The following is a 14912-nucleotide window of genomic DNA, read 5'->3' on the forward strand; positions in this document are numbered from 1 at the left end:
CAGCTCCTACAGGATCGCGCCTGGCTGCGGTTCTGTAGGAGCTGCCGGAGGCTGCGATCTTTTTGGTGGCTGGTTAGGTTTCTGTTGGAGTCTGGCAATGCCGTTACGCGAAGAGTGTCTGTGGGAAAAACTGACGCCGCAAAGGCCCGACAACGCGGCGCTCAAGGGTGAAGTAAAAGTCGATGTCTGCGTCATCGGCGCCGGGTTCACCGGGCTGTCGGCGGCGGTGCATTTGCTGGAACAGGGCAAGACCGTTTGTGTGCTGGAAGCCCATCGCGCCGGGCATGGCGGTTCGGGGCGCAACGTCGGTTTGGTCAACGCGGGAATGTGGATTCCGCCGGACGAAATCGAAGCCGGGTTCGGCGAAGAAGTCGGCAGTCAGCTCAATCGCATGCTGGGTGCGGCTCCGTCCCTGGTTTTCAGCCTTGTGGATAAGTACAACATTGATTGCCAGCTGCGTCGCGAAGGCACGCTGCACATGGCGCACAATGCCCGTGGCGAAGCGGATCTGCGCAGTCGTGAACAACAATGGAAGCGCCGTGGTGCGCCGGTTGAATTGCTGACCGGCCAGGCCTGCGAACAAGCCACGGGCACCAAGAAAATCGCCGCCGCACTGCTCGATCGCCGTGCTGGCACGATCAATCCGATGGCTTACACCACGGGGCTGGCCAAAGCGGCCATCGGCCTCGGCGGTCAACTATTCGATCATTCCCCGGTAACCCGACTCGAACGTCAGGGCCAACGCTGGTCGGTGCAAACCGCGCAGGGCTCGGTACTGGCCGAGCAAGTGGTGATCGCTTCCAACGCTTATACCGAAGGCGACTGGACCGAGTTGCGACGCAATTTCTTCCCCGGTTATTACTACCAAGTGGCCTCAGTCCCTCTGACCGAAGACGCCGCGCAGCAAATTCTGCCGGGCGGCCAGGGTTCCTGGGACACCCGTCAGGTGCTCAGCAGTATTCGTCGGGACAAGGATGGTCGTCTGTTGCTCGGCAGTCTGGGTAACGGTAATCAGAAACCGACGTGGTTCCTCAAGGCATGGGCTGATCGAGTCCAGCAGCACTACTTCCCCTATCTAAAACCGGTGGAGTGGGAGTGCACATGGACCGGTTGCATTGCCTTCACGCCCGATCATTTGATGCGTCTGTTCGAACCGGCGCCCGGTCTAGTGGCAGTCACCGGTTATAACGGTCGGGGCGTGACCACGGGTACGGTGGTTGGCAAAGCCTTTGCCGATTATTTGTGTAACGGAAATCCTCAGGCGCTACCTATTCCATTCGCACCCATGCAGCCATTGGCCGGAGTGGGCTTGCGCAGCTGTTTGTACGAGGCGGGGTTTTCGCTGTATCACGCAGGCCAGTGCCTGCGGATCGTGATTTGATTGTAGAAATTTGTTGCTGGAAGCGGCGCTTTTTGGCTTGGCGACTAGCCTGTAGTGGTGCGGGTTGTAGCAGTTGCGCACCAGTAGTGTGCAGTTAGGTGACGCACGTTGTTACAGGCTGGTTGCACGCTGTTTGGTGTCGCGGTTGCAATGATGGCGCGGTCGGGTTGCGCCTCAAAAAAATATTGGTTTCACCTTCAGCGGTTTAGACGGTTGCACGCTCAATGAAAATGGGCCCGAAACAGTCGAAATAACAATAAAGCAGCGACTTTTTTCAGAATAAAAAACCGATGGCACAACACTTGCTCTGAGCATTCAGTGAAGTCGCAGTGCCAATTAAAAAAAACCTTGGAGCACCACCTCATGTCCCAGACGTTTTACAAGAAAGGCTTTCTGGCCCTCGCAGTGGCAACTGCGTTGGGTGTTTCTGCGTTTGCTCAGGCTGACATCAAGATCGGCGTAGCGGGTCCAATGACGGGCGCCAACGCGGCATTTGGCGAGCAGTACATGAAGGGTGCACAGGCAGCAGCCGATGCGGTCAACGCAGCGGGCGGCGTGAACGGGGAAAAAATCGTACTGGTCAAGGGCGATGACGCCTGCGAACCGAAACAGGCTGTGACGGTCGCCAAGGACCTGACCAACCAGAAAGTCGCTGGCGTGGTCGGTCACTTCTGCTCCTCGTCGACCATCCCGGCGTCGGAGATCTACGACGAAGCGGGCATCATCGCCATCACGCCAGGTTCCACCAACCCGGCAGTGACCGAGCGTGGCCTGAGCGCCATGTTCCGTATGTGCGGTCGTGACGACCAGCAAGGCATCGTGGCCGGCGACTACATCGTCGACGTGCTCAAGGGCAAGAAGGTTGTCGTGCTGCATGACAAGGACACCTACGGCCAAGGCCTGGCGGATGCCACCAAGGCGCAACTGGTCAAGCGCGGCGTAACGCCGGTGCTGTATGAAGGCCTGACCCGTGGCGAGAAAGACTTCAGCACCATCGTCACCAAGATCCGCGGCGCTGGCGCCGATGTCGTTTACTTCGGCGGTCTGCACCCGGAAGCCGGTCCGCTGGTTCGCCAGCTGCGTGAACAAGGCCTGAAAGACGTCAAGTTCATGTCCGATGACGGCATCGTGACCGACGAACTGGTGACCACCGCTGGCGGTCCGCAATTCGTCGACGGCGTGCTGATGACCTTCGGCGCCGACCCACGCCTGCTGCCAGACAGCAAGGCCGTGGTAGACGCCTTCCGCAAGGCCGGTACCGAGCCTGAAGGCTACACCCTGTACGCCTACGCTTCGGTCCAGACCCTGGCTGCAGCTTTCAACGGTGCCAAGTCCAACAAGGGCGAAGAAGCGGCTGCCTGGCTGAAGAAAAACCCGGTCAAGACCGTCATGGGCGAGAAGACCTGGGACAGCAAGGGTGACCTGAAAGTCTCCGACTACGTGGTTTACCAGTGGGACAAGGACGGCAAATACCACCAGCTGGAAAAACAGAAGTAAGGGCTGTTCCGATTACTTGAACCCACAGATCCCATGTGGGAGCGGGCTTGCCCGCGATGGCGGACTGGCAGGAGACAATTTCGTCGAATGTTCAACCGCTATCGCTGGCAAGCCAGCTCCCACAGGGGGCGGTGTGGGCCAGGTTGATCGTGATTGACATTGCTCCGACGTAAATCTGTATTTTCCTTAGAGGAACCGCACACCCCCAGGTGTGCAGGTTCTCATTGCGTGAGATTGCGTTATGGATGGTATTTTCCTGCAGCAACTGGTCAACGGCCTGACCCTCGGGTCGGTCTATGGCCTGATCGCCATCGGCTACACAATGGTCTATGGCATCATCGGCATGATCAACTTCGCCCACGGCGAGGTTTACATGATTTCCGCTTACCTCGCGGCGATCAGTCTGGCTCTGCTGGCATACTTCGGTATTGAATCCTTCCCGCTGTTGATGCTCGGAACACTGATCTTCACTATCGTCGTCACGGCGGTGTATGGCTGGGTCATCGAGCGTGTCGCCTACAAACCCCTGCGTAACTCCACCCGACTGGCACCGCTGATCAGCGCCATCGGTATTTCGCTGATCCTGCAAAACTATGCACAGATCGCCCAAGGCGCGAAGCAACAAGGTGTGCCTACCTTGCTGACCGGTGCCTGGCGCGTCGAGATCGGCACAGGTTTCGTGCAGTTGACCTACACCAAGGTCTTCATTCTGGTCGCCGCGTTTGTCGGGATGGCCGCGCTGACCTACATCATCAAGTACACCAAGCTCGGCCGCATGTGCCGTGCAACCCAGCAAGACCGCAAGATGGCTTCGATCCTGGGGATCAACACCGACCGGGTGATTTCCTATGTGTTCATCATCGGTGCAGCGATGGCGGCCCTGGCCGGCGTGCTGATCACCATGAACTACGGCACATTCGACTTCTATGCCGGCTTCATCATCGGGATCAAGGCGTTCACCGCCGCGGTACTCGGCGGGATCGGCTCGCTGCCTGGCGCCATGCTCGGCGGGATCATCCTCGGGATTTCCGAGTCGCTGTTCTCTGGTCTGGTCAACTCGGACTACAAAGACGTTTTCAGCTTCTCGCTGCTGGTTCTCGTTCTGGTCTTTCGGCCTCAAGGCCTGCTCGGCCGTCCTCTTGTGTCGAAGGTGTAAGCGATGTCTTCAACCACTAAAAAAACCATTGATCTCAAAAAAAGTCTGGTTGATGCGATTCTTGCCGGCCTCATTGCCCTGATCGTGTTCGGGCCGATTGTCGGCGTCGTCCTCGATGGCTATGGCTTCAACCTGGAAACCTCCCGGGTGGCATGGATCGTCGCCATCGTCATGGCCGGTCGTTTTGCCCTGAGCATGTTCCTGCAAACCCCCAAGGGCCTGAGGATCCTCGAGGGTTTTGAATCCACCGGTTCCGGGGTTCATGTTCTGGCGCCCGATTACAAATCCCGCCTGCGCTGGATCATCCCGCTGATGATCGTCATCGCCGTGGTGTTCCCGTTCTTCTCCAACTCGTACCTGCTGGGCGTGGTCATCCTCGGGCTTATCTACGTACTGCTGGGTCTGGGGCTGAACATCGTGGTTGGCCTGGCCGGCCTGCTCGACCTCGGTTACGTGGCGTTCTACGCCATTGGCGCCTACGGTCTGGCACTCGGTTATCAATACCTTGGGCTGGGCTTCTGGACGGTGCTGCCATTGGCCGCGATTACTGCCGGGCTGGCCGGTTGCATCCTCGGTTTTCCGGTGCTGCGACTGCACGGTGATTACCTGGCGATCGTGACCCTGGGCTTCGGTGAAATCATCCGCCTGATCCTCAACAACTGGCTGTCCCTGACTGGTGGCCCGAACGGTATGCCAGCCCCATTGCCGACCTTCTTCGGCCTGGAGTTCGGCAAAAGAGCGAAGGATGGCGGCGTGCCGTTCCATGAGTTCTTCGGCATCGCCTACAACCCGGACGTGAAGTACTACTTCATCTACGCGGTGTTGTTCCTGGTGGTGTTGGCCGTGCTGTACATCAAGCATCGTCTGGTGAAGATGCCGGTCGGTCGTGCCTGGGAAGCGTTGCGTGAAGACGAAATCGCCTGCCGGTCCATGGGCCTGAACCACGTACTGGTCAAACTCTCGGCATTCACCATCGGCGCCTCGACGGCTGGCCTGGCCGGTGTGTTCTTCGCCACCTACCAAGGCTTCGTCAACCCGACCTCGTTCACCTTCTTCGAATCGGCCCTGATCCTCGCCATCGTGGTACTTGGCGGCATGGGCTCGACCATCGGCGTGGTGATTGCGGCGTTCGTACTGACCGTGGCCCCGGAACTGCTGCGTGGCTTCGCCGAATACCGCGTACTGCTGTTCGGCATCCTGATGGTGTTGATGATGATCTGGCGACCGCGCGGCCTGATTCGGATCAGCCGTACCGGTGTGACCCCGCGTAAAGGAGTAGCGCCATGAGCGAAGTCGTACTCTCCGTAGAGAAGCTGATGATGCACTTCGGCGGCATCAAGGCGCTCAATGATGTGAGCATGAAGGTCAAGCGCAACTCGATCTTCGCCCTGATCGGCCCCAACGGCGCCGGCAAGACCACCGTGTTCAACTGCCTGACCGGGTTTTACAAGGCCTCCGGCGGCAAGATTGAACTCAATGTGCGCGGGCAACAGACCAACGTCATCCAGTTGCTGGGGGAATCGTTCAAGCCGACCGATTTCGTCTCGCCAAAAAACTTCATCACCCGGCTGCGCTACAAGATGTTTGGCGGCACCCACCTGGTCAACCGTGCCGGGCTGGCGCGGACTTTCCAGAACATTCGCCTGTTCAAGGAAATGTCGGTGCTGGAAAACCTGCTGGTTGCCCAGCACATGTGGGTCAACCGCAGCATGCTGGCCGGCATCCTCAACACCAAGGGCTACCGCAAGGCTGAAAGCGATGCGCTGGACCACGCGTTCTACTGGCTGGAAGTGGTGGACCTGGTGGACTGCGCCAACCGTCTGGCCGGCGAACTGTCCTACGGTCAGCAACGTCGCCTGGAGATTGCCCGGGCCATGTGCACCCGTCCGCAGATCATCTGCCTCGACGAACCGGCCGCCGGCCTCAACCCTCAGGAAACCGAAGCGCTGAGCGCGATGATCCGGCTGCTGCGCGACGAGCACGATCTGACCGTGGTGCTGATCGAACACGACATGGGCATGGTAATGAGTATTTCCGACCACATCGTGGTGCTGGACCACGGCATCGTCATCGCCGAGGGCGGCCCCGACGACATCCGCAACGACCCGAAAGTGATTGCCGCGTACCTGGGCGCCGATGAAGAGGAGCTCGTATGACTAACGGTGCCATCCTCGAACTCAAGGAGCTGGACGTGTTTTACGGGCCGATCCAGGCCCTGAAGAAAGTCTCGTTGCACATCAATGAAGGTGAAACCGTCAGCCTTATCGGCTCCAACGGTGCCGGCAAGTCGACCCTGCTGATGTCGATTTTCGGCCAGCCACGGGCGGCGAACGGGCAGATTCTCTATCAAGGTGTGGATATCACTCACAAGTCGTCCCACTACATCGCGTCCAACGGCATCGCGCAATCGCCGGAAGGGCGGCGGGTATTCCCCGACATGACCGTTGAGGAAAACCTGCTGATGGGCACCATCCCGATCGGTGACAAGTACGCCAAGGAAGACATGCAGCGCATGTTCGAGCTGTTCCCGCGGCTCGAAGAGCGGCGTACACAACGGGCGATGACCATGTCTGGCGGCGAACAGCAAATGCTCGCCATTGCGCGGGCGTTGATGAGTCGGCCGAAACTGCTGTTGCTTGATGAGCCGAGCCTGGGGTTGGCGCCCATCGTGGTGAAACAGATTTTCGCCACCCTGCGGGAATTGGCCAAGACCGGCATGACCATCTTCCTGGTGGAGCAGAACGCCAACCACGCCCTTCGGTTGTCGGATCGGGCGTACGTGATGGTCAACGGCGAAATTCGCATGACCGGCACGGGCAAGGAGCTGCTGGTTAACGAGGATGTGCGAAACGCCTATCTCGGCGGGCACTAATCCTTAGCGTCGAATGAAAACGCCCTGACAAAATCAGGGCGTTTTTTTATGCCCACTAAACCCCTGTAGGAGCTGACGAGAGAAACGAGGCTGCGATCTTTTGATCTTGTTTTTCAAGAATCAAAATCAAAAGATCGCAGCCTGCGGCAGCTCCTACACGGGACGGTGAATTGTGGTAAGGCGAAATTGTGGAAAACAAAATTGACGACCTCCCAAACCGCGACATAAAGCCGCTGCAAATAGTTGTTTTGTCACGGTTTTGACTTGTCCCCGTTTGCTGTGGAGCTGACTGTGAATAACGTGGGAGTAGCTGGCTGAACGCCTTTGAAACCGTGGCTTGCAGCGTTGCGGTTGTTTTTTGATCAGGCGTTTTTACGAAGCCATAAGGCAGCTTTGTCAACCTTTTTGTTAGAGGCGAAACGGCGAATAATCCACTTGAATGGGCCTGTGGATAAGTCTGTGGTTAAACTCTGGAAAGACTCGGCTAAAGGCCGTCGTTACTGGCTTGGCGCCATCGTCGGATTGACCGCCCGGTCGGAAAAATGGCCATGGGCTACACAGCAGGCCAATTGGGGTCAAGCAAAAAAATTTCAAAATCCCTCGCTAAGCCTTGTGGACAGCGGCTTGCAGCTTTTCTACTTGCCCCCGGAAACTGTGGACCGGCCTGTGGATAAGGTGCGTGCATATGGCTACAGACCGCGGCTTATATGGCTTTCCTGCTGTTGATCGTTTTTTGAGCAGAATCGCAACAGGGGAACGTGGTTGCCGGTAAGTGCGTGGCCGGGCATGCTGCCTGCTGATTTTCTATTCCAATGGCTGTCGATCAGCCGAAGCAAGGAGAACACGATGTCCAACACCCTGTTTATTACCGGCGCGACCTCCGGTTTTGGTGAAGCCTGTGCCCGTCGTTTTGCCGAGGCCGGCTGGAAACTGGTGCTGACCGGCCGTCGTGAAGAACGCCTGAATGCGCTGTGTGCCGAGTTGTCGAAGCAGACTGAAGTGCATGGCCTGGTGCTCGATGTGCGCGACCGCAAAGCCATGGAAGAAGCCATCGCCAGCCTGCCGCCGTCCTTCGCCAAACTGCGCGGACTTATCAACAATGCTGGCCTGGCCCTGGGCGTTGATCCGGCGCCAAAATGCGACCTGGATGATTGGGACACCATGGTCGACACCAACATCAAAGGCCTGATGTACAGCACCCGCTTGCTGCTGCCGCGCTTGATCGCCCACGGTCGCGGCGCCGGCATCGTCAACCTCGGTTCCATCGCCGGCAATTACCCGTACCCGGGCAGCCACGTGTATGGCGCGAGCAAGGCGTTCGTCAAACAATTCTCCCTGAACCTGCGCTGTGACCTGCAAGGCACAGGTGTGCGGGTCAGCAACATTGAGCCGGGCCTGTGCGAGAGCGAGTTCTCCCTGGTGCGTTTCGCCGGTGACCAGGAGCGTTACAACGCCACCTACGCCGGTGCCGAGCCGATCCAGCCGCAGGACATTGCCGATACCATTTTCTGGGTACTCAATGCGCCGGCGCATATCAACATCAACAGCCTGGAGCTGATGCCGGTTAGCCAGACCTGGGCCGGGTTTGCGATCGAGCGTAAGTCTTAAGACCGAGTAACGGCCCTTCGCGGGCAAGCCCGCTCCCACAGGTTTTTGTGTCGTCCACACAACTCGTGTTCACCACAATCCACTGTGGGAGCGGGCTTGCCCGCGAAGGGGCCGGAACAGGCAGTACAAGACATCAGCTAGACTCCTCATCCAACAGACCTCCGCGCCCAGCGGTTCAAAGGATTCCGAGGAGATTCAGTGAGCAATCGAGGCGAGCAGTCGCTGCTCAAACAATCGACCTTCCTGATGCTCGCCGTGACATTTGCCGGGATCATCACCGGTTTTGTTTCGGGCGCCCAATCCATCCTGTTCGATGGCTTTTTTTCGCTAATCGCGGCCTTCATCAAGGTCCTGATGCTGATCACCGCCCGGCTGATCGCCAAGGAAAGCAATCAGCGCTTCCAGTTCGGTTCCTGGCACCTGGAGCCCATGGTGCTGGTGATCGAGGGCAGCTTCATATTTCTCGTGGCTGTTTATGCCTTTCTCAACGGCGTGTTCGGCATCATCAGTGGTGGCCGCGAGGTCGAGTTGGGGCTGGTGATCTTCTACGCCGCGTTCTTTACGGTCGTTGAGCTCATCTATTTTTTCTACGTCCGCCGACGCAATCGCACACTCAAATCATCGCTGATCCAGTTCGACAACATCAGTTGGCTGGTGGACGCGATGCTGTCGGCTGGACTGCTGGTGAGCTTCCTCATCGCGCTGCTGCTCAAGACTCAGGGTTATGACGAGTGGGCGGTGTACGTCGACCCGATGATTCTGATTCTGCTGGCGTTGGGCATGCTTCCTCCCGCGTTCAAAATCCTCGGGCCGGCATTGCGCGATGTGTTGGGGATCGTCCCGGATCAACTGGACGACAAGGTGAACCAGGTGCTGGCGGCGGCGAAGATCGAGCATGGATTCGATGACTACATTTCCTACGTGCAGAAGCACGGACGGGCCTGTTTTATCGAGATTCACATCGTCTTGCCGACGGATTATCGGCTGCACAGCGTGGTGCAACTGGATGCACTGCGGGAGGAAATTTCCGCGAAGCTCGGCAAGCCTGATGCGGCGCGATGGCTGACTATCAGCTTTACCGGGGACAGGAAGTGGATTGCGTGATTTTCGATTGAATCGCCAAGATCGCAGCCTTCGGCAGCTCCTACAGGATGTACGCGATCCCTGTAGGCGCTGCCGAAGGCTGCGATCTTTTAGCGGTCAGCGAAGATATTCGGCCAACCCGCGATAACACGTCGCCAAGTGATAAGGCGTGGTCGACGGCATGTCCCGACGGCTCACTTCACCGTGCTCGTCGCGGCACTCATACCAGCCGCCCGCATGCAGCGAGCGCTGTTGCAATGCCTGCAATTGACGCAACACCAAAGCCTCGCTGCCCGGGCGCAACGTCAAGGCGCGCAGGTACTCGGCCTGGGCCCAGATACGCTGCGTCGCGTCGCGGGAACCGCCGTTCGGCCCCAGGTCCAGCATGGCCCGCACGGCACCGGTCTGTTGATCGACGCCCAGTTGCTCGGTGAAGGCAAAGGCGCGCTCCAGCGACGCATGCAATTGCGAGCCGCGCAGCAGCTCGGACGATTCCAGCAGGAAATACCACTCGAACTGATGGCCCGGTTCAAACCAGTTATCCACAGCGCCCAGCGGTTTTTCCATCAGCACGCCGTGCTGCGGATCGATAAATCGCTTCTGCATACCTGTGCATAACTCGACGAGCGCCCGTTGTACGGCGAGGTCTTCACGCACCGACAACGTCGCGAGGAACGCTTCGGCGAGGTGCATCAGCGGGTTTTGCAGGGGGCCGCTGTTGAGCGATGACCAGTCACGGTCGAGGCTGGCTTCGTAGAGGCCATCACCGCTGGCGAAGCGCTGCGCGATGACTTCCAGGGCGGCGTTGAGCACCGACTCCACCAATGGCTCACGCACTTTGTCCCAGTAATGGGCGCAGGCGAACAGGATAAAGGCGTGGGTGTAGAGGTCTTTGCGTTGATCCAGCGGCGCGCCTTGCGGGTCGATGCTGTAAAACCAGCCGCCGTGTTCGGCGTCGTGGAAATGCCGCTGCAAGGAACGGAACAGCGCCGCCGCCCGTTCTTCGGCGCCCGGCACCTGGCCGATCAGGCTGGCAAACAGATACAACTGCCGCGCGCAGGCCATCGCGCGGTAGCGCTGTGGTGGCAGTGGTTGGTGCCCGGCATCCAGCGCCTCGTAGGGCAACGCCATGTCGGCATTCCAGCCCGGACCTTGCCAGAGCGGCACGATCACGTCCTTGAAGTGCTGTTGCACCGAGGCAAACAGGGCGGTCAGTTCAGGCTGGGAGGCGGAGCGGGAAACAGGCGGCATTGGCTGGCGTCGTCACGGCAGGGTTGATTGCGCGACATGTTAACAGGCCTGAGAGGTGTGTTGTCTGTCAGGCCGTCATCGCTGCAACCCAGCTCCCACAGGTTAAGTGCAAATCCCTGTGGGAGCTGGCTTGCCAGCGATGACGGCCCTGACAGGCGCTAAAGAAATCAGCCGGCCAACAACCAAACCCCGGTCGCCGCCGAAGCCGCCCCTGCCAGTCGAACCAACGGCGCAGCCGCTTGCGGCAACACTCGCACCAGCGCATAACCCGCCGCATGCAACGCTGCCGTCGCCGCCACAAACCCTGCCGCATACGCCCAAGGGCTGGACATGTCCGGCAGCTCCAGACCATGCGCCACACCATGGAACAGCGCAAACAGCGCAGTCGCAGCCACTGCAATGCTCAGCGGTGGACGCACCGCCAAAGCCACCGCCAAGCCCAGCGCCAGAACAGATGCGGCAATCCCGCTTTCCATTGCTGGCAGGTTCAGCCCTTCAAAACCCAGCAATCCACCGATCAGCATGGTGCCGACGAAGGTGCACGGCAGCGCCCAACGCGCGGCGCCTTTCTGCTGCGCCGCCCAAAGGCCAACGGCGAGCATGGCCAGCAAGTGGTCGAGGCCGCCGATCGGATGGCTGATACCGGCGATCAAGCCGTTGTCATCGTGCCCCGGGTGGGCGAAGGCGATGGCCGGGGTCAGCAGCAGGGCCATGGCGCCCAGGATGCGTTTCAGTGTCATGGATAAGCTTCCTTGTTGATAAGTGTCGATCAGGCTGCGGTCAGCAGGCCCTGGCGTTCGATGAAGGCGATGATGTCTTCCAGGCCCTGGCCGGTTTTCTGGTTGCTGAAAACGAACGGCTTGCCGTTGCGCATGCGCGTGGTGTCGCTGTCCATCAGGGTCAGCGAAGCCCCTACCAGCGGCGCGAGGTCGATCTTGTTGATCACCAGCAGATCGGACTTGCAGATCCCCGGCCCGCCCTTGCGCGGCAGCTTGTCGCCGGCCGAGACGTCGATCACGTAGATGGTCAGGTCCGACAACTCGGGACTGAAAGTCGCCGAGAGGTTGTCGCCACCGGACTCCACCAGAATCAGGTCCAGACCCGGAAATCGGCGGTTGAGCTGATCCACGGCTTCGAGGTTGATCGAGGCGTCTTCGCGGATCGCCGTGTGCGGGCAACCACCGGTTTCGACGCCGATGATGCGTTCCGGCGCCAACGCTTGGTTACGCACCAGAAAGTCGGCATCTTCGCGGGTGTAGATGTCGTTAGTGACCACTGCCAGGTTGTAGCGGTCGCGCAGGGCCAGGCAAAGCGCCAGGGTCAGGGCGGTTTTACCGGAGCCGACCGGGCCGCCGATGCCGACGCGCAGAGGTTGTGTGTTCATGTGGTTCTCCAAAATAAAACAGGCCCTAGGAACGGAACAGACGGCTGTACTGGCGCTCGTGGGCCATACACGCCAGGGACAGGCCGAAAGCGGCGCTGCCAAAGTGTTCGGGTTTGATTCGGGTGGCGTTTTGCTGGGCCTGTTGCAACAGCGGCAGCAATTCGCTGGTCAGGCGCTGGGCGGCTTGCTGACCTAGCGGCAAGGTTTTCATCAGCACTGCCAATTGGTTTTCCAGCCAGCTCCAGAGCCATGCGGCCAGTGCATCCTGCGGACTGATCTGCCAGGCGCGCGCGGCCAGCGCCCAGCCGAGGGCCAGATGCGGTTCCGGGCGTTGTTCGAGGAAGGCGCGGGCCGAGGCATCGAGCTCCGGCAAACCATTGAGCAGTTGTTGCAAGGAGTAGCCCATCTGGCGGCTCTCCTGATGCAGCTCGCGAGTCTCCCGGCTGGCGCGGTGCTCTTCGCAGCGTTGCAGCAGTTCGTGCCAGTTTTCCTCGGCGGCGGCCTCGCAATGGGCAAGCAACAATGGCGCCTCGAAGCGGGCCAGGTTCAGCAGCAACTGATCGCTGATCCAGCGACGGGCACTGTCAGGATCGTGCACGCGGCCATTCTCCACCGCCATTTCCAGGCCTTGGGAATAGCTGTAGCCGCCAATCGGCAATTGCGGACTGGCCAGACGCAAGAGCGCCCAGGCCGGGTTCACAGGCGCACGCCGAACTGGTGCAGCTTTGGCGGGTAATTGAAATCTTCATCACCGTGACGCGAGTGGTGATGACCTCCGCCGTAAGCGCCGTGTTCCGGCTGGAACGGCGCTTCGATGTGTTCGGTGGTGGCGCCCAGCTGTTCGAGCATGGCCTTGAGCACGTAGTCATCAAGCAGGCGCAACCAGCCGTCGCCGACTTGCAAGGCGACGTGGCGATTGCCCAGGTGATAGGCCGCGCGGGTCAGTTCGAAGGCATTGGCGCAGGTGACGTGCAGCAGTTGTTCGGGGCGGGCGCAGACACGGACGATGCGCCCGTCTTCGGCTTGCAAACATTCGCCGTCATGCAGCGGCGGCTGACCGCGCTCCAAAAACAACCCGACGTCTTCGCCCTCGGCACTGAAACAGCGCAAACGACTCTTGCTCCGGGCTTCGAAGGTCAGGTGCAGCTCGGCGGCCCAGTCGGGTTGAGGGTCGATTCTGCGATGAATCACCAGCATCGGAAAACTTCCAGCAATGGACAATGCTCAGGCTAGAGCAAGGGGCTTGCCAATCGCGGGGAAGTGTAGGAAATGCCTGTGGGAAAGGTAGGACGAGGCCAGGTTGGGCACGGGTTTTGGGTGATGTTGGTGCGTTGAGTTTTTACTATGCACCAAATTGCGGCGCACAAAAAAGGATCGCAGCCTGCAGTTGCTCCTACAGAGATACGCGATTTCTGTAGGAGCTGCCGCAGGCTGCGATCTTTTAGGGCATCACTCGGTACTGCCGAGCCCCTGCCAATGCTTCAACCCGATAAAGATAAACCGCAACTGCTGGGTAATCTTCGCCTGGGGCGTCAAATGCTCAGGCAGCGCCTCGGCCGGCGGGTCGATGATGTCCGGCAAGGTGGCGAACACGCTTTTGACGATGAGGTCCGCCATGACGCTCAGACCGGCGATATCCAAGTGTTGCAGTTTCGGCATCAGCGACAAATCGGCCGCCAGGTCCGAACTGATGTTTTCGCGCAGACGGCCGATGGCCAGTCGCACCGGCAACGAACCGCCGTACTGCTCGCGGGCCAGAAACAGAAATTGCGAGCGGTTGGCCGACACCACGTCGAGGAAGATTCGCACCGACGCATCGATGATGCCGCCCATGACGAACTCGTTGTGCCGCACCAGGCGGATGGTTTCACGAAAGGTCTGGCCGACCTCGCTCACCAGCACCAGGCCCAGTTGATCCATATCGGCGAAATGCCGGTAGAAACCGGTGGGCACGATCCCGGCTGTTTTCGCCACTTCGCGCAGGCTCAAGCTGCCGAATCCTCGGCCGCCTTCCATCAAATGGCGAGCAGCGTCCATCAGGGCGTTGCGGGTCTGTTGTTTCTGTTCGGCGCGGGGCAGCATCGCAGGGGCGTTTTCTGAAGTAGGACAGCGGCGCACTCTAGCAAATCGGCTTTGCCGGCGTCGAACGACGATAGGGGATCGAGCGGGGGAGTGGCGGTGCTTCTATTAAGTGAAGAGCCAGAAAGTCAAAAGCCCAATCCGGTGATTGGGCTTTTTTTCGGGGCCGTCATGGGCTTAGCTCATCGAGCTGTTGCGTTCGATCACACGGTCACCACCGCCTTCGGCGAGAGTTTGGCCTGGGGTGCGGTCGGAACCGTCAGCGGCAACTGTTTGACCTTGTGGAGTCTGGTCGTAGCCATCTTCAGCAACCGTTTGGCCTTGTGGGGTTTGGTCGTAGCCATCTTCAGCAACAGTCTGACCTTGTGGGGTCTGGTCGTAACCGTCTTCAGTGATCAGGTTTTTTTCTTTCAGGCGATCGTTACCACCTTCAGCGAGGGTTTGACCTGGGGTGCGGTCGGAGCCATCAGCGGCAACGGTTTGGCTGAACACCGAGTGAGTGTCTTTCACTTGTGGGGTGGCTTGGTCAGCGGCAGGCAGTGCAAAAGCAGTGCTGGCTAGCATCGAGAGTGTAAGGCTAAGTAGAAGTTGGCGTTTCATG

At 59.4% G+C, this 14912-nt stretch carries 15 protein-coding genes; 8 read left to right on the plus strand and 7 right to left on the minus strand.

Translation table 11 applies throughout. The annotated features are described in order from the left end of the window. Positions 1–97: 97 nt before the first annotated feature. The 8 genes from amaA (at position 98) to NL64_RS19285 (ending at position 9618) form a co-directional block, all read left to right on the plus strand. Positions 98–1381, plus strand: a complete 1284-nt coding sequence (gene amaA / locus NL64_RS19250) for an L-pipecolate oxidase (RefSeq protein ID WP_034149649.1) — start codon at positions 98–100, stop codon at positions 1379–1381. Positions 1382–1744: 363 nt separating this feature from the next. Continuing rightward, on the plus strand, positions 1745–2878 hold the full coding sequence (locus NL64_RS19255) for an ABC transporter substrate-binding protein (RefSeq protein ID WP_034149650.1): 1134 nt from the start codon (positions 1745–1747) through the stop codon (positions 2876–2878). 241 nt (positions 2879–3119) lie between these two features. Then, entirely contained in the window at positions 3120–4034 is a 915-nt protein-coding gene (locus NL64_RS19260; RefSeq protein ID WP_034149651.1) for an ABC transporter permease subunit, read from the plus strand. A 3-nt stretch (positions 4035–4037) separates the two neighbouring features. Next, positions 4038–5321, plus strand: a complete 1284-nt coding sequence (gene livM / locus NL64_RS19265) for a high-affinity branched-chain amino acid ABC transporter permease LivM (RefSeq protein WP_034149652.1) — start codon at positions 4038–4040, stop codon at positions 5319–5321. Further along, positions 5318–6190: an ABC transporter ATP-binding protein gene (locus NL64_RS19270; RefSeq protein ID WP_034149653.1), complete on the plus strand. Its 873-nt coding sequence runs from the start codon at positions 5318–5320 to the stop codon at positions 6188–6190. Before livM ends, NL64_RS19270 begins: the two co-directional genes overlap by 4 nt. Next, positions 6187–6906 (plus strand): ABC transporter ATP-binding protein, encoded by a 720-nt coding sequence (locus tag NL64_RS19275; protein WP_034149654.1) that lies wholly within the window; start codon positions 6187–6189, stop codon positions 6904–6906. Before NL64_RS19270 ends, NL64_RS19275 begins: the two co-directional genes overlap by 4 nt. Before the next feature lie 846 nt (positions 6907–7752). Beyond that, positions 7753–8514, plus strand: coding sequence for an SDR family oxidoreductase (locus tag NL64_RS19280; RefSeq protein ID WP_034149655.1), 762 nt, complete (start codon positions 7753–7755; stop codon positions 8512–8514). 198 nt (positions 8515–8712) lie between these two features. After that, a complete protein-coding gene (locus NL64_RS19285; protein WP_034149656.1) occupies positions 8713–9618 on the plus strand; it encodes a cation diffusion facilitator family transporter in 906 nt (301 codons plus the stop codon). Between the two features lie 96 nt (positions 9619–9714). Here the strand turns inward: NL64_RS19285 and NL64_RS19290 are convergent, their stop codons facing one another. From NL64_RS19290 to NL64_RS19320, 7 genes are all read right to left on the minus strand, one after another. Next, positions 9715–10848, minus strand: a complete 1134-nt coding sequence (locus NL64_RS19290; protein ID WP_034149657.1) for an AGE family epimerase/isomerase — start codon at positions 10846–10848, stop codon at positions 9715–9717. Positions 10849–11015: 167 nt separating this feature from the next. After that, positions 11016–11588 carry a HupE/UreJ family protein gene (locus tag NL64_RS19295; RefSeq protein WP_034149658.1) on the minus strand — a complete coding sequence of 191 codons (573 nt, stop codon included), beginning with the start codon at positions 11586–11588 and terminating at the stop codon, positions 11016–11018. Positions 11589–11617: 29 nt separating this feature from the next. Next, a complete protein-coding gene (gene ureG / locus NL64_RS19300; protein WP_034149659.1) occupies positions 11618–12232 on the minus strand; it encodes an urease accessory protein UreG in 615 nt (204 codons plus the stop codon). 25 nt (positions 12233–12257) lie between these two features. Beyond that, positions 12258–12932 (minus strand): urease accessory protein UreF, encoded by a 675-nt coding sequence (locus NL64_RS19305; protein ID WP_034149660.1) that lies wholly within the window; start codon positions 12930–12932, stop codon positions 12258–12260. Then, positions 12929–13429: an urease accessory protein UreE gene (ureE, locus tag NL64_RS19310; protein WP_034149661.1), complete on the minus strand. Its 501-nt coding sequence runs from the start codon at positions 13427–13429 to the stop codon at positions 12929–12931. Before ureE ends, NL64_RS19305 begins: the two co-directional genes overlap by 4 nt. Positions 13430–13681: 252 nt before the next feature. Next, positions 13682–14314 carry a TetR family transcriptional regulator gene (locus tag NL64_RS19315; RefSeq protein ID WP_034149662.1) on the minus strand — a complete coding sequence of 211 codons (633 nt, stop codon included), beginning with the start codon at positions 14312–14314 and terminating at the stop codon, positions 13682–13684. Between the two features lie 174 nt (positions 14315–14488). Continuing rightward, the gene (locus NL64_RS19320) at positions 14489–14911 is read right to left on the minus strand and encodes a hypothetical protein (RefSeq protein ID WP_034149663.1); all 423 of its coding nucleotides are present in this window, start codon (positions 14909–14911) and stop codon (positions 14489–14491) included. Position 14912 lies beyond the last annotated feature (1 nt).

This window comes from Pseudomonas fluorescens (assembly GCF_000802965.1).
GTDB lineage: Bacteria > Pseudomonadota > Gammaproteobacteria > Pseudomonadales > Pseudomonadaceae > Aquipseudomonas > Aquipseudomonas fluorescens_A.